Source organism: Mesorhizobium sp. M8A.F.Ca.ET.208.01.1.1 (genome assembly GCF_004791315.1).
GTDB lineage: Bacteria > Pseudomonadota > Alphaproteobacteria > Rhizobiales > Rhizobiaceae > Mesorhizobium.
Genome location: NZ_SRUT01000009.1, coordinates 193,312 through 213,486 on the forward strand (window position 1 = coordinate 193,312; position 20,175 = coordinate 213,486).

General features: G+C 63.5%; 20 protein-coding genes. 9 read left to right on the forward strand and 11 right to left on the reverse strand.

Annotated elements, in window-relative coordinates:
- Nucleotides 1–18: 18 nt before the first annotated feature.
- Both EN851_RS28995 and EN851_RS29000 read right to left on the reverse strand, forming a co-directional pair.
- Nucleotides 19–285 (reverse strand): DUF333 domain-containing protein, encoded by a 267-nt coding sequence (locus EN851_RS28995; protein ID WP_127280453.1) that lies wholly within the window; start codon nucleotides 283–285, stop codon nucleotides 19–21.
- A gap of 124 nt (nucleotides 286–409) precedes the next feature.
- Entirely contained in the window at nucleotides 410–703 is a 294-nt protein-coding gene (locus EN851_RS29000) for a GYD domain-containing protein (protein ID WP_127280454.1), read from the reverse strand.
- A gap of 281 nt (nucleotides 704–984) precedes the next feature.
- Between EN851_RS29000 and EN851_RS29005 the strand changes: the two genes are divergently transcribed.
- On the forward strand, nucleotides 985–2,043 hold the full coding sequence (locus EN851_RS29005; protein ID WP_135916347.1) for a TauD/TfdA family dioxygenase: 1,059 nt from the start codon (nucleotides 985–987) through the stop codon (nucleotides 2,041–2,043).
- A 59-nt stretch (nucleotides 2,044–2,102) separates the two neighbouring features.
- Here the strand turns inward: EN851_RS29005 and rpoD are convergent, their stop codons facing one another.
- The 5 genes from rpoD to EN851_RS29030 form a co-directional block, all read right to left on the reverse strand.
- Complete coding sequence (gene rpoD, locus EN851_RS29010) at nucleotides 2,103–4,127, reverse strand: RNA polymerase sigma factor RpoD (protein WP_127278332.1); 2,025 nt, start codon at nucleotides 4,125–4,127, stop codon at nucleotides 2,103–2,105.
- Between the two features lie 427 nt (nucleotides 4,128–4,554).
- Nucleotides 4,555–6,495 carry a DNA primase gene (dnaG, locus tag EN851_RS29015; protein WP_135930541.1) on the reverse strand — a complete coding sequence of 647 codons (1,941 nt, stop codon included), beginning with the start codon at nucleotides 6,493–6,495 and terminating at the stop codon, nucleotides 4,555–4,557.
- 107 nt (nucleotides 6,496–6,602) lie between these two features.
- Entirely contained in the window at nucleotides 6,603–6,968 is a 366-nt protein-coding gene (locus tag EN851_RS29020) for a helix-turn-helix transcriptional regulator (RefSeq protein ID WP_127278334.1), read from the reverse strand.
- Between the two features lie 12 nt (nucleotides 6,969–6,980).
- Nucleotides 6,981–7,229 (reverse strand): type II toxin-antitoxin system RelE/ParE family toxin, encoded by a 249-nt coding sequence (locus tag EN851_RS29025; protein WP_127278335.1) that lies wholly within the window; start codon nucleotides 7,227–7,229, stop codon nucleotides 6,981–6,983.
- Between the two features lie 131 nt (nucleotides 7,230–7,360).
- Nucleotides 7,361–7,741 carry an RcnB family protein gene (locus tag EN851_RS29030; RefSeq protein WP_135916345.1) on the reverse strand — a complete coding sequence of 127 codons (381 nt, stop codon included), beginning with the start codon at nucleotides 7,739–7,741 and terminating at the stop codon, nucleotides 7,361–7,363.
- Between the two features lie 377 nt (nucleotides 7,742–8,118).
- On the opposite strand from EN851_RS29030, the gene EN851_RS29035 reads away from it, so the two are divergent.
- The 3 genes from EN851_RS29035 (at nucleotide 8,119) to EN851_RS29045 (ending at nucleotide 12,155) form a co-directional block, all read left to right on the forward strand.
- On the forward strand, nucleotides 8,119–9,783 hold the full coding sequence (locus EN851_RS29035) for a Na/Pi cotransporter family protein (RefSeq protein WP_135930542.1): 1,665 nt from the start codon (nucleotides 8,119–8,121) through the stop codon (nucleotides 9,781–9,783).
- A gap of 148 nt (nucleotides 9,784–9,931) precedes the next feature.
- On the forward strand, nucleotides 9,932–11,116 hold the full coding sequence (locus EN851_RS29040) for an MFS transporter (RefSeq protein WP_135920907.1): 1,185 nt from the start codon (nucleotides 9,932–9,934) through the stop codon (nucleotides 11,114–11,116).
- A gap of 1 nt (nucleotide 11,117) precedes the next feature.
- Nucleotides 11,118–12,155 (forward strand): P1 family peptidase, encoded by a 1,038-nt coding sequence (locus tag EN851_RS29045; protein ID WP_127870049.1) that lies wholly within the window; start codon nucleotides 11,118–11,120, stop codon nucleotides 12,153–12,155.
- 2 nt (nucleotides 12,156–12,157) lie between these two features.
- Here the strand turns inward: EN851_RS29045 and EN851_RS29050 are convergent, their stop codons facing one another.
- The gene (locus EN851_RS29050; protein WP_127870048.1) at nucleotides 12,158–12,715 is read right to left on the reverse strand and encodes a GNAT family N-acetyltransferase; all 558 of its coding nucleotides are present in this window, start codon (nucleotides 12,713–12,715) and stop codon (nucleotides 12,158–12,160) included.
- A gap of 287 nt (nucleotides 12,716–13,002) precedes the next feature.
- Here EN851_RS29050 and EN851_RS29055 point away from each other — a divergent pair, with 287 nt between their 5' ends.
- Complete coding sequence (locus tag EN851_RS29055; protein WP_135930543.1) at nucleotides 13,003–13,986, forward strand: hypothetical protein; 984 nt, start codon at nucleotides 13,003–13,005, stop codon at nucleotides 13,984–13,986.
- 28 nt (nucleotides 13,987–14,014) lie between these two features.
- On the opposite strand, the gene EN851_RS29060 is transcribed toward EN851_RS29055, so the two are convergent.
- The gene (locus tag EN851_RS29060; protein ID WP_135930544.1) at nucleotides 14,015–14,806 is read right to left on the reverse strand and encodes an alpha/beta fold hydrolase; all 792 of its coding nucleotides are present in this window, start codon (nucleotides 14,804–14,806) and stop codon (nucleotides 14,015–14,017) included.
- Between the two features lie 100 nt (nucleotides 14,807–14,906).
- Here EN851_RS29060 and EN851_RS29065 point away from each other — a divergent pair, with 100 nt between their 5' ends.
- Nucleotides 14,907–15,833, forward strand: a complete 927-nt coding sequence (locus EN851_RS29065) for a LysR family transcriptional regulator (RefSeq protein WP_135930545.1) — start codon at nucleotides 14,907–14,909, stop codon at nucleotides 15,831–15,833.
- Between the two features lie 61 nt (nucleotides 15,834–15,894).
- Here the strand turns inward: EN851_RS29065 and EN851_RS29070 are convergent, their stop codons facing one another.
- A complete protein-coding gene (locus tag EN851_RS29070; protein ID WP_135930546.1) occupies nucleotides 15,895–16,344 on the reverse strand; it encodes a GatB/YqeY domain-containing protein in 450 nt (149 codons plus the stop codon).
- Nucleotides 16,345–16,619: 275 nt separating this feature from the next.
- Between EN851_RS29070 and carA the strand changes: the two genes are divergently transcribed.
- The 3 genes from carA to EN851_RS29085 all read left to right on the forward strand — a co-directional run bounded on the left by carA (nucleotide 16,620) and on the right by EN851_RS29085 (nucleotide 18,552).
- Nucleotides 16,620–17,837 (forward strand): glutamine-hydrolyzing carbamoyl-phosphate synthase small subunit, encoded by a 1,218-nt coding sequence (gene carA / locus EN851_RS29075; RefSeq protein ID WP_127279692.1) that lies wholly within the window; start codon nucleotides 16,620–16,622, stop codon nucleotides 17,835–17,837.
- Nucleotides 17,838–17,905: 68 nt separating this feature from the next.
- Nucleotides 17,906–18,172 carry a type II toxin-antitoxin system RelE/ParE family toxin gene (locus tag EN851_RS29080; RefSeq protein ID WP_127279691.1) on the forward strand — a complete coding sequence of 89 codons (267 nt, stop codon included), beginning with the start codon at nucleotides 17,906–17,908 and terminating at the stop codon, nucleotides 18,170–18,172.
- Nucleotides 18,154–18,552 carry a helix-turn-helix transcriptional regulator gene (locus tag EN851_RS29085; protein WP_245464452.1) on the forward strand — a complete coding sequence of 133 codons (399 nt, stop codon included), beginning with the start codon at nucleotides 18,154–18,156 and terminating at the stop codon, nucleotides 18,550–18,552. Before EN851_RS29080 ends, EN851_RS29085 begins: the two co-directional genes overlap by 19 nt.
- A gap of 231 nt (nucleotides 18,553–18,783) precedes the next feature.
- Here the strand turns inward: EN851_RS29085 and EN851_RS29095 are convergent, their stop codons facing one another.
- A complete protein-coding gene (locus EN851_RS29095; RefSeq protein ID WP_127870043.1) occupies nucleotides 18,784–20,049 on the reverse strand; it encodes a TCR/Tet family MFS transporter in 1,266 nt (421 codons plus the stop codon).
- Nucleotides 20,050–20,175: the final 126 nt, after the last annotated feature.

Here is a 20,175-nt window from a genome sequence, read left to right on the forward strand (position 1 = left end):
CCGCTTCCAACAGACGCGTCAGTTCCGACGCATCGCGGCCTTCGGCCCGACGCATTTGTTGTCGCGAAACAGCGCCCACTCCTCGCACAGGCGTCCATTGGGCAGGCGGCAAAACCCGTATTCGTTGCCGGCCTTGTCCTTCCTGACCACGAAGCGGCCGCCGATCGCACCGCAATGGACCGATGCCGGATTGGCCATGGCGACCGATTTTTGCGCGGCGCCGGCATCGACGGGCATCATGGATATCAAGGCAAGGCCGATGGCCGGTGTCGAAAAAATGTTCATCGCGATCTCTCCTGGCCGCGTCTACCATGGCGAGGCGCCCTGTCCCGAGGCAGATGTCGAATTTGTCGGAACGCCGGATCAGGTGCCGTTGAGGCGGCACCTGACCCGGCCGTCGGAAACCTCATTATCCAAGTGAGGTGATGATCTCGCGATAGGCGAATTCGGGGAAGGCCTTCATCGTCCGCGTCCTGATGTTGCCGGCTGCCGCCAGCATCAGCGAGAAACGCGCCAGGATCGCGTCGTCGGGCGCCTCGACCACCGCCACCATGTCGTACTCGCCCATGGTCAGGTAGAACGCCTTGAACGATCCACCCATCTCACCCAATTGCTTCCTGGCGGCGTCGAGCCGCTTCGGTGACTCGCGCAAATTTTTGGCGCCCTGCTCGGTCCAGTTCATCAGCACGATGTAGCTTGTCATGGCACACCTCCCTCCGGGGCCACGGAGCACGGCAACGAGGCCGTTGGTCTGTCGACACGGTCTCGACCGGGGCGGGCTTCCGGGGTTGTCGCCCGAAAAATGCATCCGACGTCGGATTATCCTCCCGCTGCCGACGTCCTGCAAGCACTACCGCGCCGGCCCCATTGCAGTGAGCGCGGCCAGTTGAAGCCCTGTTTGAAAACCCGCTTGATTGCGGCAATCTCCGTCGTGGCGTCAGCCCGGCAAAACGTCCGAGGCCCGTCCAGCCGCCGGAGAGCTTCATGCGCGAGACAACAGACCTGCCACCGGTACAGATCGACATTCCCGCCGCATGGATCGGCGAGGATATGGCCAGGCATCCCGAGACATGGCTCGTCGAACTGGAGCCGCAGGACGTGGCGGAGTTGGAAGCCGCCGCAACCAGCTTCCTTGCCGGCTCGCATGATATCGGCGGCCTGACCAAGGCGGTTTTCCCCTTGCCTCGTCTGGGCGGCCATCTTGCCGCCCTTCGGGAAAAACTGATCGCAGGCATCGGCTTCGAGGTGCTGCGCGGTCTCCCGGTCGAAAGATATTCCGCCGAGATGGCGGCAACGATCTTCTGCGGGGTTGGCGCCCATCTGGGTAGCGCGCGGTCCCAGAATGCCCAGGGCCACATCCTCGGCCATGTCCGCGACATCGGCGCCGACGCCAGGGACACCAGGACGCGCATCTACCAGACGGCGGAGCGCCAGACATTTCACACCGATTCCGCCGATGTCGTCGGCCTGCTCTGCCTGCAAGACGCCATGCAAGGCGGCGAGTCCCTGCTGGTCAGCACGGTGACGATCTACAACGAGATGCGAAAGAGACGGCCTGATCTCGTCCGCATGCTGTTTGATCCGATCGCCACCGACCGGCGCGGCGAAATACCGGAAGGGCAAAAGCCCTATTTCGAAATCCCGGTGCTCAACTGGCATGCCGGACTGCTGACCGGCATCTATCAGCGCCAGTACATCGACAGCGCGCAACGCTTCCCCGATGCCATGCGACTCACCGCCGCCCATGTCGAAGCGCTGGATCTCTTCGACAGCCTCGCCAATGAACCCCTGCTAAACCTGTCGATGCGGCTACGGCCCGGCGACATGCAGTTCGTCTACAATCATTCGCTGCTTCACGACCGCATGGGCTTTCGCGATTGGCCGGATCCGGCCAAGCGGCGTCATATGCTGCGCCTGTGGCTGTCGGTCCCCGGCGACCGTCCGCTGCCTGAATGCTTCAGGCAGCGTTATGGCTCCATCGAGATCGGCAACCGGGGCGGCATCATCGTCAAGGGCGCTCGGCTGAACGTGCCGTTGCTTTGACGCCTGAAACGAAAAAGGGCGCCAACCGGCGCCCTTAACTCTTCGCGACAAAAATGAACTCAGCTGTCCAGGAAGCTGCGCAGCTTGCGGCTGCGGCTCGGATGCTTGAGCTTGCGCAGCGCCTTGGCTTCGATCTGGCGGATACGCTCGCGGGTGACCGAGAACTGCTGGCCGACTTCTTCCAGCGTGTGGTCGGTGTTCATGCCGATGCCGAAGCGCATTCTGAGCACGCGCTCCTCGCGCGGCGTCAGTGAGGCCAAAACGCGCGTGGTGGTCTCGCGCAGATTGGCCTGGATCGCGGCGTCGATCGGCAGGATCGCCATCTTGTCCTCGATGAAGTCGCCCAGATGCGAATCCTCCTCGTCGCCGACAGGCGTTTCGAGCGAGATCGGCTCCTTGGCGATCTTCAACACCTTGCGCACTTTTTCGAGCGGCATGGCAAGCTTTTCGGCCAGTTCCTCTGGCGTCGGCTCGCGGCCGATCTCGTGCAGCATCTGGCGCGAGGTGCGCACGATCTTGTTGATCGTCTCGATCATGTGCACCGGAATGCGGATGGTGCGGGCCTGGTCGGCGATCGAACGCGTGATCGCCTGCCGGATCCACCATGTCGCGTAGGTCGAGAACTTGTAGCCGCGGCGGTATTCGAACTTATCGACCGCCTTCATCAGGCCGATATTGCCTTCCTGGATCAGGTCGAGGAACTGCAGGCCGCGATTGGTGTATTTCTTGGCGATGGAGATGACGAGGCGCAGATTGGCCTCGACCATTTCCTTCTTGGCGATCGCGGCTTCGCGCTCGCCCTTCTGCACCTGGTTGACGATCTTGCGGAATTCCAGGATCGAGATCGCCGTTTCGGTGGCCAGGTGCTGGATCTCGGCGCGCAGGTCCTTGATCGCATCCTTCTCGTTCTTGGTGAATTCCTTCCAGCCGCGCGAGGTCAGATTGGCGATCGAACGCGTCCAGTTCGGATCGAGCTCGGAGCCCTGATATTCCTTCAGGAACTCCTCGCGGCGCACGCCATAACTTTCGGCAAGGCGCAAAAGCTTGCCTTCGTTCTGCACCAGGCGCTTGTTGATGTCGTAGAGCTGCTCGACCAGCGCCTCGATGCGCGCCGTGTTGAGCGACAGCGACTTCACCGCCTTGATCAGCTGGTCCTTCAGTTCCTTCAGCCGGCGGTCCTGGCTGGGCGACAAAGTACCGGCGGCGGCCAGACGGTTCTCGACCTGCTGGTCCTGCAGCTTGCGCAGCTTCTTGTAGGTGTCGGCGATGACGTCGAGCGTCTCCATCACCTGCGGGCGCAGTTCCGCTTCCATCGCCGCCAGCGACAGGCTCGCCTCGTCCTCGTCTTCCTCGTCGTCGTCGCCGATGCCGCGCGTGTCGGCGCCGACGTTGGTGACGTCGTCTTCATCGTCGCGTCCGCGGCGCGGCTTTTCCTCGGCCTTGGGCGCTTCCTCGATGCGTTCGACAACGGGGGCCTGCTTGGCTTCGGGGCCGGCATAGGTGGCTTCGAGATCGATGATCTCGCGCAGCAGGATCTTGGATTCGTTGAGCTCGTCGCGCCAGATGATGATGGCCTGGAAGGTCAGCGGGCTTTCGCACAACCCCGCGATCATGGTCTCGCGGCCGGCCTCGATGCGCTTGGCGATGGCGATTTCGCCTTCGCGCGACAGGAGCTCGACCGAACCCATTTCGCGCAGATACATGCGCACCGGATCGTCGGTGCGGTCGGTCGGCTCTTTCTTGGTCGTGGTGGCGGCGACGGCGGTGCCAGTCTGCTCGGCCAGCTCGTTGGCGTCTTCCTCGGCATCGGCGGCCGTGTCGCCCGCCTCGGCCTCTTCGCCCTGCTCGTCATCCTCGACGACGTTGATGCCCATGTCGGACAGCATCGCCATCGTGTCCTCGATTTGCTCGGAGGTCACTTCCTCGGAAGGCAGCACCGAATTCAGCTCGTCCATGGTGACATAGCCGCGCTTCTTGGCGGCCTTGATCATCTTCTTGACAGCATCATCGGAAAGGTCGAGCAAGGGCCCATCGGTGGCGCCTTCGCGTTCGGTCTCGACCTCTTCCTTTTCCTTTGTCGCCATAGTCTTTATCTTCTCCTAGCGGCTGGCCATCGGGGCCGCGTAAGCTGTCGGACCAGTCAAATCGGATACGCCCGTTTTTCTAAACGCGCTTTACCCGGCCCATGAGCTGCATCCACTCTTTTGTTTGGTGCATGCCGTTGCCCCAAAACCGGGTTCCACTCTTGGGCGGCATACATTAAGTCCAGATTAACCCTAATATCTGTGGCAGGCGGGCCGCCTGTCCAGTGATCAAGTACCTTGCATCGCTTGTTTCCCGTCGATGCGGGTGCGGGTTAACGTTTCGAATCGTCCTGATTCCGCCATTCTGTCCGAAGGTCAAGCGCCTCTGGCATGATTCGCATGAAAAAAGCGAATCAATTACCCGACTTAGCGCGCCTCGCCCCCAAGGGAAGCGTGGCCGCGCCTTCATTCCCGCACTCAGCTGCACTTAGGCTCGCCCAGCTCTGCCCGACGAAACGCCGAATCCTTCGATCAGCGCTTCCGTCGCTTGTACATCCTGAAATTGCGCCTGAATTTCGATCAGATGGCGGAAGTTTTCGTCCGAAGGATCCGCTTCGAGGGCCGCTTCCGCCTGTTTCAGCTCCTTATGTAAGGTGCGCGCGCTGCGCTGCAAGTGCAACGCCTGGTTCAGAGCGTCGCGGGCATCCTCGAGGGCCGCCGTCTCCAGCGCCGGCCATTGCCGCGCCCGCTTGATCAGGCCGACGGCGCGCTCCCAGATCTCGGCGCAGCCGGCGCGTTCGATCGTCGCCACCACGGCGTGGCGGTCATTGGCCATGTCATGCGCCATCGCGTCGAGAATGGCGGCGTGCAGCCGCGTCAGGTCGGAATTGGCGAGGTCGAGGAACTCGACATGGGCGAAATTCTCGTCGATCAGTGCCGGGTGGTTGACCAGTGCCACGATGATCGTCGCCTCGCGCACCGACATCCCCTCGCCGCGCCTGACCAGCGCCGACTGGCCGAGGCTTTCGGTGATCGGCATGCGGCCGCCACCGGCCTTGGCGAATTGGCCGCCGGGCGCGGGCTTGCCCTGGCCGCGTTGACCGGGCCGGCCGCCATCCTGACGACCTTGCCGCGCATTGCGCTGGGAGCCGAAGAAGCTCAGCACCCGCTCGCGCATCTCCTGCTGGTAGTGGTAGCGCAGGCTTTCGTCGCGGATGCGGCTGGTCAGTTCGCGCAGCGTCTTCTCGAGTTCGGCCCGCCGCTCCGGCGTGTCGAAGACGCCGCCGGCCGTTTCGCGCATCCACAACAGGTCGACCAGCGGCCGCGCATCGGCCAGCACGGCGCGGAAGGCGTCAGGCCCCTCGGCCTTGACCAGATCGTCGGGATCCTTGCCTTCCGGCAGCAGCGCGAAGCGCGCCGAGCGTCCGGCCTGCACTGACGGCAGCGCCATGTCGGCTGCCCGCCATGCCGCCTTCAGCCCGGCCTTGTCGCCGTCGAAGCACAGCATCGGCTCCGGCGCCATGCGCCACAACAATTCGAGCTGGTTTTCCGTGAGCGCGGTGCCGAGCGGCGCCACGACATTCTCGAACCCGGCCTGCGCCAGCGCGATCACGTCCATATAGCCTTCGACGGCGATGACCGTACCGCCTTTGGCCAAGGCCTTGCGGGCGCGGGCGAAATTGTAGAGCACATTGCCCTTGTGGAAGAGCTCGGTGTCGGGCGAGTTCATGTATTTGGCGAGCGCATCGGGGGCCAGGGCGCGGCCGCCGAAGGCGATGATCTTGCCGCGCGAATCCGGGATCGGGAACATGATGCGGTCGCGGAACCAGTCATAGGAGACCGGAATGTCGTCGCCATGGCGCACCAGCCCGCAGGCCTCGATATCGGCTTTCGGCACACCCTTGGCCGCCAGATGCTCCTTCAGCGCATTGCGGCTGTCGGGCGCGAAGCCGAGCCGGAACGACTGCTGTGTCGCCGGCGTCAGCCCACGATCCCTGAGATAGGAGCGGGCCTTGGCGCCCTCCGGCCCTTGCAGGCGCTCCTGGAAGAAGGCGGTCGCCATCTCCATGACATCGGTCAGGCTGGCGCGTTCCTTCTCGCGTTGTTCCTCCCGTTCGTCGCGGACCGGCATCGGCACGCCGGCCATGTCGGCGATCTTCTCGACCGCCTCGGGAAAACTCAGTCCTTCGAGTTCGGTGAGAAACTTGAAATGGTCACCCGAGACCGAGCAGCCGAAACAGTGATAGCGCCCCTTCTTGTCCTCGCAGTGGAAGGACGGGCTCTTCTCGCCATGGAACGGACAGCACGCCCAATAGTCGCCGCGCGATGCGTTGGTCTTCTTGCGATCCCACGCCACGCGCTGGCCGATAAGCTGTGAAATCGGCACGCGGTCGCGTATCTCGTCGAGGAAGGCAGGCGGAAATCGCATCGGGGAACTCGTTTCGCCACCATATAATCATGCCCGCGATTTCAGACGACCCCCAATAGAGGCCATACCCGGTTTCCACAGGGCAAGGCCACTCCGCGGTCCGCTGATCAGTCGCCGTCGTCGACCAAACTCTCGATCGGCAATTCGAGAGCACGGGCAATCCGCAGCCAAAGCGTGACGTCCCCACCGCGCTTTCCGTTCTCGATATCCGAAAGATAGTTCTGGGTCACGCCCACGGAGGCAGCGAGAACGGCCTGGGTCTGCTTGCGGTATCTGCGCCAGAAAGCCAGCGGAGAGACCGCGCCAACAAGTGCTCGTGCTTCATCGGGCGTAAGACCGGGAAGCTGCCCGGCACGAAACCCGCCAAGCGCCTGCGCATGCTCCAGCGATTCACGAAGGGCTTCCAGTTCGCTGCGCGGCAGGATGGCCAGTTCCTCGCCACCTGGCGTCGTGACATAGGCGATGTTGTTCATCCCGGCATTCCTTCAATCATATACCGATCCACGCGGTCCGATCTTGGTCACGATGATCTCTTGATCCGTCTCTTCGAAGATCACGCGATAGTCGCCGACTCTTAAGCGCAGCGCCGACGATCCCTGCAAGGCCTTGACGCTGTTGGCAAGCGTACTCGCGTCCCTGGCATAGGTTTCGATCTTCGATAAAATCCTCTCGGCATCGACCCGATGCTTTCGCAACGCTTTTGCCGCCAAGGGCAGAAGTATGACCCTCTTCACCGTTTAAATATCGCATATTGTGATATTTTCAGCAAGGCGGGTCGGCATGAGACCGGATAGTCAAAAAGAAGGCGACCCTCGCGGGCCGCCTTCTATCGAAGGGCCGGCGAGATGCCGGCCATCGTCAATGATTATTGCGCGGCGAGCGCGCCGAAGATGACGCCGGAGAGGATGCCGACCAGCACATAGTCATTGCCGACGCGGATCCATTCCTGGCCGCGGCCGGGACGATGCAGGCCATAGCGGCCATAGTCGCGGATCGGCTGGTGCCGCCTCCAGCCAGAATATTTCTGGCCATTGCGCCAGTTGTTCCGCTTCACGACGACCTTCTTCTGGACGAACCGCTTCTGGATGACGCGCTTCTTGGCGTCCCGGTGGGTAGGCTTCTGCCAGTCGACCTTGGTGTAGTTCGACTGCGGCGCCACTGGCGCGTTCATCGGTGCTGCCTGGCCGGCAAGCGAGGTGGCGGCCAGCATCGAGAAAGCGAGGGCGGAAAGAACAATGCGTTTCATCAGAGGTCTCCTTGGTTGTCGATGCCGGGAGGGATAACGGCCAGGGGATGAACCGAAACTGAACGGCAGCATTACAATTGTGTAATGAATTCCTCTGCTTACAAAAAAGATTTGAACATCATCACAAAGATCGGCCCCAAAACATCGCAGATCCGGCCGATCCCCGCTCAGCCGGTGCAACCCCTAGCGGACCCGTCCATTTTCCGACACCGGCCGTCGCCTCGCGGCGGCCCCTTGAAATCGACAAATTTTTATTATTCGGCTAAAATATTCCGGCTATATTCCAAGGCTGTCATGACCATGATTCGTACCCTCGCCTTCTCCCCCCGTCGCCATGCCGGCCGCAGCGAGCGCCATGCACGCATGCAGGCGCCGCGATGAGCGGTTCCGTCGTCCTCCTGCATCTGGCCGGCGCCGTCGCGCTGATGCTGTTTGCCACCCGCATGGTCAAGACCGGCGTCGAGCGCGCCTATGGCGACGTGCTGCGTCATCGCCTGCGCGCCACCATGCGCAACCCGATCATGGCGGTGTTGGCCGGCACCGGCCTCGCGATCGCGCTGCAAAGCTCGACCGCGGTCACGCTGCTGGTCGGCTCTTTCGCCGGTTCCGGCATCGTCTCGGGCGCCGCCGGCCAGTTGGCCGTGCGTGGCGCCGAGATCGGCTCTGCTCTGGTGGTCAAGCTGCTGACCTTCGATCTCACGCTGTTGGTGCCGCTCTGCCTGATATCGGGCACGGTGATGTTCATGGCCACCGAGCGGCGCGACTGGCGACAGACCGGCCGCATCCTGGTCGGCGTCGGCCTGTTGATCCTGTCCCTGGAAATGATCGGCCAGGCGTCCGAGCCGCTGCGCAACAGCCAGTTGCTGCCGGTCATCCTCAATTATTTCTCCAGCGATTCCATCACCGCCTACCTGTTGGCGGCAATGATCACCTGGCTGTTCCAGTCGAGCATCGCGGCGGTGCTGTTGATGGCGACGCTGGCCGGCCGCGGCCTGATCAGCCCTGAACTCGGCCTCGTCCTTATCCTCGGGGTCAATCTCGGTTCGTCGCTGATCGCGCCGATGCTGACACGCTCGGCCAGCCCCGAAGTCCGTGTCGTGCCGGTCGGCAACCTCCTGATGCGCGGGCTTGGCTCGCTGGTCATGCTGATCCTGTTCATGATCTTCCGGCCGCATGTCGCCTTCCTCGGCTCGACGGCGGCCGATCAGATCGTCAACGCCCATATCCTGTTCAATGTGATCATCCTGCTCGCCGGCCTGCCGCTGGCCGGTTTGGTCTACCGAGCCTCCGAAAGGATCGTGGCCCTCGGCGCCAAGCCGGCGCCGGCCTCCACGCTCGACGTTGTCGAACTGTCGGCGCTCAACGAAAGCGCGCTCGATATGCCGAGCCAGGCTCTGGCCAACGCCACACGCGAGGTGGTGCGGGTCTGCGAGACGGTCGAGATCATGCTCAAGCGCATCATCGAACTCTATGAGGACGCCGACTCGGACAAGATCAAGGCGCTGGCGGCCCTCGACGACCGTGTCGACCGCAGGCACGCGGCCATAAAGCTCTACCTCGCAAAGGTGACCAGGAACCCGATGACCGAAGACGAGGCGCTGCGCTGCCAGGAGCTGATCGGCGCCTGTGTCAAGCTCGAGCAGGTCGGCGACATCATCGTGCGTAACATGCTTGTGCATGTGAAGAAGAAATTCGAGCGCGGCCTGGAATTCACCGACGAAGGCTGGAGCGAGTTGTGCGCCTTCCATGGCTCGGTGCTGGCCAATGCCCGTCTTGCCTTCAACGTGCTGGTGTCGCGAGACCCCGAGACCGCTCGCCAGCTTGTGCTGGAGAAGGACCGGTTGCGTGACCGCGAGAAGGAAACCAGCGCCAGCCATTTCCTGCGCCTGCGCGAAGGCACCGCCAGAAGCGTCGAAACCAGCTCGATCCACCTCGATACCATCCGCGACCTGAAGCAGATCAACTCGCTGCTGGCGTCGATGGCCTATCCCGTGCTGGAAGAGCGCGGCCTGCTTTTTGGATCCAGACTGAAGGCGAGCTGACAAAGTTGCCAATTTCCCCCTCGAGGGGGAGTTTGGCGCTTCATCGCCGCACCCCGCTCAAGAAAACCTAAACCGGCGACAAAAATTTCTGGATTGCCCGCCACGGCCATCCATGGTTTGAGCCTTCCATTTCGAGGGTTTGTTTTTCATGTCGCTGCCGCTCATCGCCCTGTTCATCGCCGCTTTCGCTTTCGGCACCACCGAATTCGTCATCGCCGGCGTGCTGCCGCAGGTGGCGCAAGGGCTTGGCGTTTCGGTTCCTTCCGCCGGCTACCTCGTCTCCGGCTATGCCTGCGGCATCGCCATCGGCGGTCCGCTGCTGGCGCTCGCCACCAAGAGCCTGTCGCGCAAGGCCTTGCTGCTCGGCCTCGCTGTCGCCTTCACGCTCGGCCAGGTGGCCTGTGCGCTGGCGCCCGACTTCACCTCCATGCTGTTGTTGCGCATTGCCGTGGCCGTCGCGCATGGCGCCTATTTCGGCGTTGCCATGGTGGTTGCCGTCGGCCTGGTGCGCGAGGATCAGCGCGGCATGGCGGTGGCCGTCATCCTGTCGGGCCTCACCGTCTCCAACGTCATCGGTGTGCCGGCGGGCACCGCCATCGGCAACATCTGGGGCTGGCGCGCGACATTCTGGGTGATGGGCGCACTGGGCGTGGCGGCAACTCTTGCCATGGCGGCTTTGTTGCCGCGCGCTACCGGATATCAGGCCAAGTCGGCGAGCCTTGCCAGCGAGGTCCGCGTGCTGGCGCGCCAGCAGGTCTGGACCTCGCTGATCCTGATGCTGATGCTGATGCTCGGCCAGTTCTGCCTGTTCACCTACATCACCCCAACGCTGCTGGAGGTCACAGGGCTCGACGAAAACCTGGTGCCCTGGGTGCTGCTGCTCAACGGCGTCGGCGCCACGCTTGGCGTCTTCCTCGGCGGCAAACTGTCCGACTGGAAACTGATGCCGTCGCTGATCTCCATGCTCGCCCTGCAGGCGGTGACGCTGGCCATCATCTATCTCGTCAGCCCCTACCCCCTGCCGATGGTTGTCGCGATCATCGTCTGGGGCGGTCTCAACTTCGCCATCGGCACCCCCATCCAGACCCGCATCCTGGCCTGGACGGCGGATGCCTCCGGTCTCGCCGCTTCGCTCATCCCGTCCGGCTTCAATATCGGCATCGCTTTGGCCGCGTCGCTCGGAGCAGCCATGCTCAATGCCGGCTACGGCTATCGCAGCCTGCCGGTTGTTGGCGCCTTCGCGATGGCGGTTGCCGTCATCGTGGCTGTCATTTCCCATCTCTGGGAACGGCGCAGCGACATCAGCCCGCCGGTACCGGTGGCCGCCGAATAACATGGCAAGGACTGTCGCTGATTTCGGCCTGACCTGCGGCACCTTGCCGACGGGCACGCACAATGCGATCACCGATGTGCCTGGCGTGCGCGTCGGTCACTGCACGCTGCGCGACGGCGACATCAACACCGGCGTGACCGCGGTCCTGCCGCATGGCGGAAATCTGTTCCGCAAAAAGGTGACGGCGGCAAGCCATGTCATCAACGGCTTCGGCAAGACCATCGGGCTGATGCAGGTGCAGGAACTCGGCACCATCGAGACGCCTGTTCTCCTGACCAACACGCTCTCGGTCGGCATCTGCGCCACGGCGCTGATCCGTGACGCCATCCGCCAGAACCCCGATATCGGCCGCACCACCGGAACCGTCAATCCGGTGGTCGGTGAGTGCAATGACGGCCCGCTGAACGACATCCAAGCCCTGGCGATATCGGAGGAGCATGCCCTTGCCGCGCTCGCCGATGCGCGTGAGGGCGCCGTCGAACAGGGCAATGTCGGCGCCGGAACGGGAATGAGCTGCTTCGGCTTCAAGGGCGGCATCGGCTCGGCCTCCAGGAAGATCGCGCTTGGCGGCGGACATCATCTTGGCGTTCTGGTCCTGTCGAATTTCGGCAGGCCCGGCGACCTCGTCCTGCCCGACGGGCGCCGGCCCGATCCCAGGCGGCACGCCGAGCCCGAACGCGGCTCGATCATGATCGTTCTGGCGACGGATGTGCCGCTCGAACACCGCCAGCTCGAGCGCGTGGCGCGCCGCACCGGGGCCGGCATCGCCAGGCTTGGCTCCTTCTGGGGCAATGGCAGCGGGGACATCGCCATCGCCTTCAGCACCGGCAGCCTGATCGACCATGATGAAAACCGCGATCTGGTGCCGCTGCTCGCGCTCAACGAAGCGCGCATCGACATTCTTTTCAGGGCGGCGGCGGAAGCGACGCAGGAGGCGGTGCTGAACTCCATGCTTTCCGCCGACGCTTTCACCGGCCGGGCCGGCACGCACCGCGCATCGCTCGCCGACTGGTTCGGCGATCAGGTTGAAAGGCGATAGGCTTACAAATCGATCCGGAACCGCAGGCTCTCTACCCCGCCATAGGCGGCGTCCTCGAAGAAGCGCTCGACGAGTCTGCCGCCATTGGCCAGGATCACCTTGTGCGAGGCCGGATTGCCCGGCTTGGCAGTGAGCTCGACATAGGGCAGGCGGACCGCCCTCGCCTCGTCCAGCATCAGCCTCACCGCCTCGGTGGCGTAGCCGCGCTTTCGCTTCCACGGCACCACGGCATAACCGATATGGCCAAGCACGTGCGGCGGCAGTTCCGCCGTGCCCTTCTGCCAGCGAAAGCCGATCGAGCCCGACGCCTCGCCGTCCCAGATCCAGCGGCGGAAACCCGGCAGGCGTGGCACTTGTGTGCCGTCTGGCAAGGCGATGGGCGGCCCCTTGGCCTCGGGATCGTCGAGGCTGGCGAGGAATGCCATGGGGTCCTCGTCGATCGCCGCAAGCTCCGCGCGTGTTGCCTCCATGAGCCGCACATTGTCCGGCGACCAGCCGCGTTCGAGCGCCGCCTTGTAGGACGGCAGATGTTCGAGCGCGGGTTTGACGATCTCGATCATGGTCGATGCTTCCTGAAAAACGAAGCAGGCATACCCTTGGACAGCAGAGCGCTCAAGCCGCCTGAAAGCGGATCTCGGCGGATCGAAAATCGGGGGGACGTTTTTCAGGCTTCCACAGCCGCCTTGGGCCGGCATGGCTGGTTGCGCGTCTCCCTCGGCTTTTCGCGCATACTTGCCGGCGCGCTAAACAAGATGTGTTTCGCCTGATGGCGCGCGGCGTTTTATGATTGTGCTTGGGTGATTCATCGTGGGGAATCACGAACGGCTTCGACAGGAGAATGGGTCCGGTGCGGTTGAGATCTGTCCCGTTGGGTGTCGTTACGCTCCTCGGCCTCCTCGTCGTCGTCATTGCCCTGACGGCATCGGCCCGATCCTTTGCCGCGCCATCGGCCGTTCCCGCCTGGCTGCAGGCCCACGTCGGCAACGCCGACGGCCAGATTTCACAAGTGGTGCTGGAGCGGGCGCGCTCGCTTTACCTGCAGAAGGTGGCGCAGGGCGCCGTCCGGAACCCCTGCTATTTCGCCATGGACGCCACCCGTCCCGGCGATCTCGGCAATGGCGTGCTGGGACGCCGCTACTATGTCGTGTGCGAAGCCAGCCAGTCGTTTCGCGCGATTTCGGCGGGCCATGGCGGCGGCCGGAACCTGAAAGGCACCGTGAACTTTTCGAACGGCAGGCGCTGCGCCAAGAACTTCGGCAACGCCATGGATTCGGAACTGACCGCCGGCGGCGCCTACATGACCCGCGAAGCGAAAACCTCGTTCAAGGGCTTTTATCGCACCGGCGCGAAACAGGACGTGGCTTTCCAGCGCACTTTCATCCAGTTCGACGGCGAAGGCGAGGCCGCCAACGCCAGGCAGCGCGTGATCGGCGGCCACGCGGCGCAGGTGCTGCGCACCATGTGCATGGGCAAGACCCCGAACAGCGCCTATGCCGACCACGACGGCATGGTGCCGTTCGGCAAGCTGGTGGACTATGCCGGCGGCCGCAGCAATGGCTGCACCAGTTGGTCCCCGGCCGATGCCAGGCAACTCATCTCGATGGTGAAGGACAATCCGACGACGCTCTACATCTACCCGGAATCGCGCGACATCGCCGCCATTGCGAGCGGCCATTCCGCTTCAGGCACCTACTGGAACGCATCCTGCCTGAAGGAGATCGGTACGCCGAAATTCTGGCCGCGAAAAACCCTCGAGCCTGTCATCGCCCAATATAAGCAGGATCATCCCGCGCCACCTGCGCAGCCACTGCCGATCTGCAAGGAGCCGTGAGACGGTACCCACGGCGCCCTGCACCGGCTTAGTGCAGGAAATCGAGCACGGCCTTCATGAACTCAGCGGGGTATTCCACGTTCGACAAGTGGACCGCGGGCAGCACGACGAGCTTCGCGCCGGGCACCGCGGCCGCGATCAGCTCGCTATGGCTCGCCGCCGTCACCGTGTCTTGCTCGCCGGCGATCACCAGCGTCGGCCGGGAGATCAGCGCGATGGTGCGGCGAAGATCGGCATCACGAACCGCCGCGAACAGGCCGGCCAGGCCTTGCCGGTCGATCGCAAGCAGCATAGCGCGGAATTCCTCGATGACGGGTTCGTTGGCCGCCACCATGTCCGCCGGGAACCAGTTGTTGAGAAACACTTCGGCCGTTTCCGACATGTCCGGCGCCTGCCGCACGACGGCAATCCGCTCGTCGAAATAACTTGCTGGCGAAAGGTGAGACGAGGTGTTGCTCAGGATCAGCCGGTCGATCCGCTCGGGCGCATGAACGCCGAGCCACTGCCCGACGAAACCGCCCAGCGACAGGCCGAGAAAATGCACGCGCCCGAGGCCGAGCGCATCGATGAGTTCGATCACGTCGCGGCCAAGCCGGTCGAGGGAATAGGCGCCGACTGGCGCGCTCGACCCGCCATGACCACGAAAGTCGTAGCGCAGAACGCGGAAATGCCTGGACAGTTCGCCGACCTGCCCATCCCACATATGCAGCGTGGTGGCGATGGAGTTGGACAGCACCAGCACCGGCTTTCCGGCGTCGCCGTCGAAGCGATAGGCGATGCGCGTGCCGTCGCCGACAGTCACGAAATTCAGCTCACTCATGATGAAAATCCTTTTGGAACGGTGAATGAGGCAAAGCGTAGCCGTGGCCGGATTTTGGTGATATTACAAAGATACGACAATCTCTGTAATCAAAGCTGACATGGCCGAATTCACCTTGCACGATCTTCAGTGCTTCGACGCCGTGATCCGCACCGGCGGCTTTCAGCCGGCCGCCGCCATGCTGCACCGCTCGCACCCGGCGGTGTTCGCCGCTGTCGCCAAGCTCGAACGGCAGCTCGATCTGGTTCTTCTTGACCGCAGCGGCTATCGCGTTCGTGCGACGGAAGCGGGGCTGTCGTTCCAGCGGCGCGCGCAGCAGCTGCTGCGCGAACTGGACGGCCTGCGCGTCCATGCCGCCCAGCTTTCGATGGGCGAGGAAAGCGAAATCCATGTCGTGATCGGCGACCTCTGCCCGCGCCCGCGGGTGCTGGGCATGCTCGGACGGTTCTTCGCCCAATGCCCCGGCACCCGGCTGCATCTCCATTTCGAAGCCGTCGGCGGCCCGTCGGAGCGTCTTTTCGACGACAAAGCCGATCTGATCCTGCACTGGATCGACAAGGGCGACGCACGGATCGAATGGATCGACCTCAGCAAGGTGCCCTTCATTCCCGTGGTGGCGCCGGGCTTCCTGCCCGAGTGCATCGAACGACCGATCACACTGGAGAAGATGCAGGCATTCACCCAATGCGTGATGCGCGACACCGCCCTGCATTCACCACGACAGGACTACTTCGTGGTCGAAGGCGCGCCGCAATGTCTGGTCCCCGATCAAGCCATGAAGAAGGAAATCATCCTCCAAGGCCTCGGCTGGGGCCACCTGCCGCATTTCCTGATCGCGGAAGAGCTGCGCGACGGGCAGCTCCTGTCCATTTCCGGCAGTCATCTGCCGGGCCGCACCGACGACTTGGTCGTGGCGCGCCGCCGCGACCGGCCGCACGGGCCGGTCGCCAACCGTCTGTGGAACCATATCCAGCAGGAAGCGCCGGCTTTGCGCCGTGCGTTGGAGCCTGGGAAATCAACCCAATAGCAAGCTACGGCTTTGCCGTGAGTGGCCGTGTTGGACGCCTGCCGACGCGCGGGTAAAAGCCCTACTGTAGCAGCCCCTTGACGATGCCGCTTGCCTTGCCGAAATCCATCTGGCCGGCATATTTCTGCTTGAGCGCGGCGATCACCTTGCCCATGTCCTTCTGGCTGGCCGCACCGGTGGCGGCAATCGCCTCGCGCGCCGCCGCGGTGACCGCCGCATCGTCAAGCTGCGTCGGCAGGAAGCCGCGGATGATCTCCATCTCGCCGCGCTCCTGAGCCGCCAGTTCCGGCCGCTTGCCGTCGTCGAAGGCCTTGGCCGATTCCTCGCGCTGCTTCACCATCTTGGCCAGGATCTGCAGGATTTCCTCGTCGCTGGCAGGGTCCTTGCCGGCACCGCGATTGGCGATGTCGCGATCGTGGATGGCGGCCTGGATCAGCCGCAATGTCGGCAGCCGGTGCTTGTCCTGCGCCTTCATCGCGGTCTTCAGGGATTCGGCGATTTTCGCGCGCATTGATCTCTCTCCTTCGGTCGGCGCGGACAATAGCGCCGGGGACAGGCCAACGCAAACCCTCATATGCCAGGGCAAGCCTATGATATTCCTCAATGAAATAAATCGCGGCGGCGTTTCGCATGATCATTGACCGCCCTGCCCCCTTCCCCTATGTACTGGGCCTTGCATGAACTGAAGCTTGACTGCGTGGAGGCTGCGAAATCGCTGCTTCGCGCCCTTTGCCGCGCAGATGGCCCGCCGGGCTCGTTGCAGCGCGGCCTGATAGGAGTGCCGCCATGGCCGAGATGACGCCCGCGCTGACCCCACCCTGGGCCACTGAAAAGCCGACCGCCCTTCTGGTGCTGGCAGACGGCACCGTCATCGAGGGTCGCGGCCTCGGCGCCACCGGCTCGGCGGTGGCCGAAGTCTGCTTCAACACGGCACTCACCGGCTACCAGGAAATCCTCACCGACCCTTCCTATGCCGGCCAGATCGTCACCTTCACCTTCCCGCATATCGGCAACATCGGCACCAATGGCGAGGACATCGAAGACCTCAACCCGGCCGCCCGCGCCGGCGCCGTCGGCGCCGTGTTCAAGGCCAATGTCACCAACCCGTCCAATTACCGCGCCGCCGGCGATCTCGATCAATGGCTGAAGAAGCGCGGCATCGTCGCGCTCTCGGGCATCGACACCCGCGCGCTCACCGCGCTGATCCGCGAAAAAGGCATGGCCAACGCCGTCATCGCGCACGCGCCCGACGGCGTCTTCGACCTCGCCGACCTGAAGCGGCGCGCCGCCGCATGGTCGGGCCTGATCGGGCTCGATCTCGCCAAGGAGGTCACGTCGGGCCAGTCCTCGGTCTGGCGCGAGACGCCCTGGGTCTGGAACGAAGGCTTTGGCGAGCAGGACGAGCCTTCGTTGCACGTCGTGGCCATCGACTACGGCGTCAAGCGCAACATATTGCGCCTGCTCGCCGGCCTCGGCGCCAAGGTGACGGTGGTTCCGGCCAGCACCGGTTCGGAGGAAATCCTCGCCATGCAGCCCGACGGCATCTTCCTCTCCAATGGCCCCGGCGATCCGGAAGCCACGGGCGACTATGCCGTGCCGGTCATCCAGGACCTGCTCAAGACCGACATCCCCGTGTTCGGCATCTGCCTCGGCCATCAGATGCTGGCGCTGGCGCTGGGCGGTAAGACCGCCAAGATGCATCAGGGCCATCACGGCGCCAACCACCCGGTCAAGGATCACACAACCGGCAAGGTCGAGATCGTCTCGATGAACCATGGCTTTGCCGTCGATGCCGACTCGCTGCCCGCGGGTGTCGAGGAAACCCATGTCTCGCTGTTCGACGGCTCGAATTGCGGCATCGCGCTCACCGGCCGTCCGGTATTTTCCGTCCAGCACCACCCCGAGGCTTCGCCCGGCCCGCAGGATTCGCACTATCTGTTCCGCCGCTTCGTCAACCTGATCCGCCAGAAGCGCGGTGAGGAATTGCTGGCCGAGCGGGCCTGATCCCGCAAAATCGGCGGCTGCGATAATATCGCTTAACAAAGAGCGATATTTATGCGATATTTGTACTCGTGAAGACGATCGTTCTTTCGGCACCGGCGGCTCGCGATCTCGACAACCTGCCGGCTGATGTCCGCGAGCAGGTTTCCGAGGGTTTGATCGCTTACGCGGCCAGCGGCCGTGGAGATGTAAAGCGCCTTTCCGGCAGGGACGGCTATAGGCTCCGGATTGGCCGCTACCGCGTCATATTCGATGAAGATCGCACCACGATCCTTGCGATCTATATCGGCAAGCGTGAAACGACGACCTACAGCAGGCCATGGGACAGGACATCATGAACGCCCCTCAAATCATAAGGACCTCGACCGGCGAAGAACTGGTCGTTATCCCGAAGGCGGATTACGAGGCATTGCTGCATGCGGCCGAAGAAGCCCAGGAAGACGCTGCGGATGTGGCTATCTACGATGAGCGGAAGTCTGAGTTCAAAGCTGAAAAGGCCCTGCCCGCCGAGGTGACCATGGATATTTTGCGAGGTTCCAGCCGCCTCAAGGCGCTGCGCAACTGGCGCAAGCTGACGCAAGCCGACCTGGCGCGGACCATTGGGGTCAGTCAGGGCTTCCTGTCGGACATTGAATCCAATCGCCGCAAACCCTCCGCGCAAACCAGCACGATGCTGGCAAAGGCGTTGGATGTCCCCGGCGAATGGATTGAAGCCTGATCCCCAACCTCACGCCACCGGCCGGCCTTCGCTGGCTTCCAGGATAGTGAACCATTGCTGGCGGTCGAGCACGATATTCAGTGCTTTGGCCATGGAAGCCAGACGTTCCGGCTTCATCGAACCGAGCACCGGCGTCCGAGCGCACGCCACCATCCAGCAGGCGCCACGCGCCAAAGACCAGGCGCGACAGCGACAGCCCGTCACTGGTCAGCGCGATGCGGCCGTCATGGCTCATGCCTGTGCTCCGTCTTCAGCCACATCGGCGGCGGCGTTTCCGATTGTCGCCGGTCTCGTCACCTTGGTGACGAAGACGATGACCGCCAGCACCAGGAAGCACGCGCCGACCAGATAGGGCGCGCCGCCGAAGGTGACGGGCGCGCTGGGTCCAGTGAACCAGGAAAAGATCGCGGTATAGAGCAGCGGCGTGATGATCGAGGTGATCGAGAAGATCGAGGTCATCGCGCCCTGCAGCTCGCCTTGTGCCGAAGGCGGCACCTTGGCGGCGGCGAGGCTTCTCAGCGGCGGATCGGCCAGCGCCTCCAGGCAACCGACGACGATCACCGCATAGACCATCCAGCCTTGCGAGGCGAAGGCATAGCCGAAGGCGCTGGCCGCGGTGAAGGTCAGGCCGATGACCGCCGTTCTCCACTCGCCGAGCCTGGGGATGACACGCGGCAGCACCGTGCCCATGACGATCGCGCCGCACAGGCCGAAGGCGCCGAGCGAGAAGCCGATCTGCTGCTCGCTCCAGCCATAGCGGTAGTTGGAGACGAACGACCACACCGCCGGATACATCATATGGCCGAGCGTCATCAGGAAGAAGACCAGCCCGATCCAGCCTATGCCTTGGTACTGGCGCATCTGCAGGAGCGTGCCGACCGGATTGGCGCGTTTCCACTCGAAGCGGCGGCGATGCTTTTCATCGAGCGTCTCGGGCAGGAAGAACATCGCGATCAGGAAGTTCACGAAGGCGAGCCCGGCGGCAAAAAAGAACGGCACGCGCGGGCCGAACGTGCCGAGCAGGCCGCCCAGCACCGGCCCGATGACGAAGCCGACGCCGAAGGCAATGCCGAGCAGGCCGAAATTCTTCGCCCGGTTCTCGTCGTTCGAAATGTCGGCGATGAAGGCCGACGTCGTCGAATAGCTGGCGCCCGAAATGCCGGCCAGCACACGTCCGATGAACAGCATCGGATAGGACCAGGCAATGGCGCAGATCAGATTGTCGATGGAGAAGGTCAGCACCGAGGCGAGCAGGATCGGCCGCCGTCCGAACCGGTCGCTCAGGCCGCCCATGATGGGCGCGAAGAAGAACTGCATGGCCGCATAGACGAAGAACAGCCAACCGCCCTCGATCGCCGCTTCGCTGATGCCGACGCCAGTCAACTCCCTGAGAAAGGCCGGCAGCACAGGCATGATCATGCCGAAGCCGATAATGTCGAGCAGCAGCGTCGTGAAGACGAGCGCGAGGCCCCGCCTGGCGGTTTTGGGGTCGATCATGATGGTCAAGCTCCTCTGGCCGTCCTGGGGCGCGGGCGGACGCACCTTATAGGCGAGCAAGCAAAAAGGAACAGTGAGGGAACAGGCAGGAAGCTTTGATCCTGACACTCCCTGACGGCGTCTCGC